At 63.2% G+C, this 2,645-nt stretch carries 2 protein-coding genes; both read left to right on the top strand.

Going from position 1 to position 2,645, the window contains the following annotated elements; translation table 11 throughout:
* Positions 1-205 precede the first annotated feature (205 nt).
* Entirely contained in the window at positions 206-1,747 is a 1,542-nt protein-coding gene (gene istA / locus LJ655_RS29945) for an IS21 family transposase (protein WP_230564762.1), read from the top strand.
* A 15-nt stretch (positions 1,748-1,762) separates the two neighbouring features.
* The gene (gene istB / locus LJ655_RS29940; RefSeq protein ID WP_230564761.1) at positions 1,763-2,521 is read left to right on the top strand and encodes an IS21-like element helper ATPase IstB; all 759 of its coding nucleotides are present in this window, start codon (positions 1,763-1,765) and stop codon (positions 2,519-2,521) included.
* Positions 2,522-2,645: the final 124 nt, after the last annotated feature.

Genomic DNA, 2,645 nt, shown 5'->3' with positions numbered 1-2,645 from the left:
TGCGTATTCCACGCCAAACCGAACGCTGATTCCACGGCAAGCCGAGCTCGGATTCCACAGCAAAGCGAGCGCCGATTCCACGGCAAACCGAGCAGGGATTCCACGACTGCCCGAGCGCGAATTCCACGCTTAACCGAGCAGTAAGCTGGAGGGACGGCGACGCGGGATAACCATGGCACTCTCGACGATTTTGTCGGGCGTGCGAATGTCGAATAAAAGGTTATCCATGCGTCAAATCAAGGAAGTGCTGCGCCTACGCTTTGTGTGCGAGCGCAGCCAGCGCGAGATCGCGACGACGATCGGCTTGTCGAGCGCAACGGTCTGGGACTACCTGGATCGTGCCCGGCGCGCGCAACTGGACTTCGAGAAGGCGATCGCGTTGGACGAGGCGGCGCTTGAGGCGCTGCTGTTTCCGCCGCCACCGTCGTTAAGCCGTACACGCCCGATGCCAAACTGGCCGTTGGTGCACCGTGAGCTTGGCAGGAAAGGCGTAACGCTCGACCTGCTGTGGAACGAGTACAGGGCCCAGGAACCCGAAGGCTACGGCTACAGCTGGTTCTGCAAGCATTACGAGCGATGGGCGGCAGCCTTGCCGGTCACGCTGCGCCAGACACATACGCCCGGCGAGAAGCTGTTCATCGACTACTCGGGCAACAGACTGGGGATCGTTGATCCGCACACTGGCGAAATCCGCGAGGCGGAGTTGTTCGTCGCGACGCTCGGTGCGTCCAACTACACGTATGCCGAAGCCACCTGGACCCAGCAGCTCGAAGACTGGATCGGCTCGCATGTGCGCGCGTTGAACTTCATTGGCGGATGTGTCGAGATCCTGGTCCCCGACAACCTGAAGTCTGGCGTGCATAAGGCCGACTTCTACGATCCGGTTCTCAACCGGACCTATGGCGAGATGGCCGCCCATTACTCCATGGCGATCATCCCGGCCCGCAAACGTCGGCCCCGCGACAAGGCAAAGGTCGAGCAGTCGGTACTCCTGGCGCAGCGCTGGATTCTGGCGCGGCTGCGCAATCAGCGGCTGTTCAGCCTCGACGAAGCCAATCGCGCTATCGCAGCACTGCTCGTCGACCTGAACAACAGGCCGTTCAAGAAGCTGCCCGGCTGCCGCCGCAGCGCCTTCGAGGAGCTTGATCGCCCGGCACTTCGCCCGCTGCCAGAAAGGCCTTACCAGTACGCGCAGTGGAAGGTTGCCCGCGTCGGCATTGATTACCATGTCGAGCTTGACGAGCACTTTTACTCCGTCTCGTACTGTCACGCCCGCGAGCAGGTCGACGTGCGCCATACGAAGACGACTGTCGAGATCTTCCTGCGCGGCCAGCGTATCGCCGCTCATGCCAGGAGCGAACGCCGCGGCCATCACACCACGATCGACGCGCACATGCCGCCGAATCATCGGGCGGCCACCACCGAGTGGAATCCGCAACGGCTGATCAACTGGGCCGTCGACATCGGACCGCACACCGCAGCGGTCATCGAACACCTGCTTGGTGGCCGTCAGCATCCTCAGCAGGCGTACCGCGCCTGCCTGGGTGTACTGCGCATGGGCAAGGACTACGGCAGCACGCGGCTGGAAGCCGCCTGCCAGCGCGCCATTGATCTGAAATCGCCAACGTACCGCTTCATCGCCTCGACGCTGAAGAATGGTCTGGAATGCAAAACCGAAACGGCCGCCGCCCAGACCGAACTGCCGCTCGCTCACGCCAACGTGCGCGGTCCGTCCTACTACCACTGAAAGGAGATCATTGACATGCTGCATCACCCGACCGTTGAACGGCTGCACGAGCTGCGCCTGTTCGGCATGGCCGCTGCGCTGGCCGAACAGCAATCCCAGGGCAGCATCGACCAGCTCGGCTTCGAGGAGCGCCTGGGACTGCTCGTCGAACGTGAAGCAAGCGAACGCCAGTCGCGCCTGCTCTCGGCGCGGCTGCGTCGCGCGAAGCTGCGCTTCCCCGACGCGGTACCTGAAGACATTAACTACCGCGCGCCCCGCGGGCTGGATCGCGCGCTACTCGCCCGACTGCTTGCCGGCGAATGGATACGGGCGCACCAGAATGTGATTCTGGTCGCACCAACCGGGCTCGGTAAAAGCTGGCTTGCGTGCGCGCTGGTCAACCAGGCGTGCCGGCAAGGCTTCTCGGCCTGCTACCTGCGCATGCCGAAGTTCAACGAGGAGATGGCCATCGCACACGGGAGCGGGGGCTACGCGAAGCTGCTCTCGCAATGGGCCAAGACCGACATCCTCGTCATGGATGACCTGGCGATGGCGCCGCTGTCGGATTCGGCGCGGCGCGACCTGCTCGAAGTCCTCGACGACCGGCACGGGCGGCATTCGACGATCGTTACCAGCCAGATTCCAGTCGACAGTTGGCATGCCGCGATTGGCGATCCGACGCTTGCTGACGCCATTCTCGACCGGCTCGTTCACAACGCGCATCGCTTGACGCTCTCGGGCGAGTCGATGCGCAAGCGCCGAAATGGTTTGACCACCGACGGCGAGGAGGAGTAAAAGAGCTCACCCCGCATCGCCGCGTCCGCAGCGCTCGCTTTGCTGTGGAATCGCTGCTCGACTTCGCGTGGAATGCCCGCTCGCCTTGCCGTGGAACGGCTGCTCGATTTGCGCGGAATACGCA

The sequence above is a fragment of the Paraburkholderia translucens genome, assembly GCF_020881035.1.
GTDB lineage: Bacteria > Pseudomonadota > Gammaproteobacteria > Burkholderiales > Burkholderiaceae > Paraburkholderia > Paraburkholderia translucens.
This window is presented reverse-complemented; position numbering and strand designations above follow the sequence as displayed.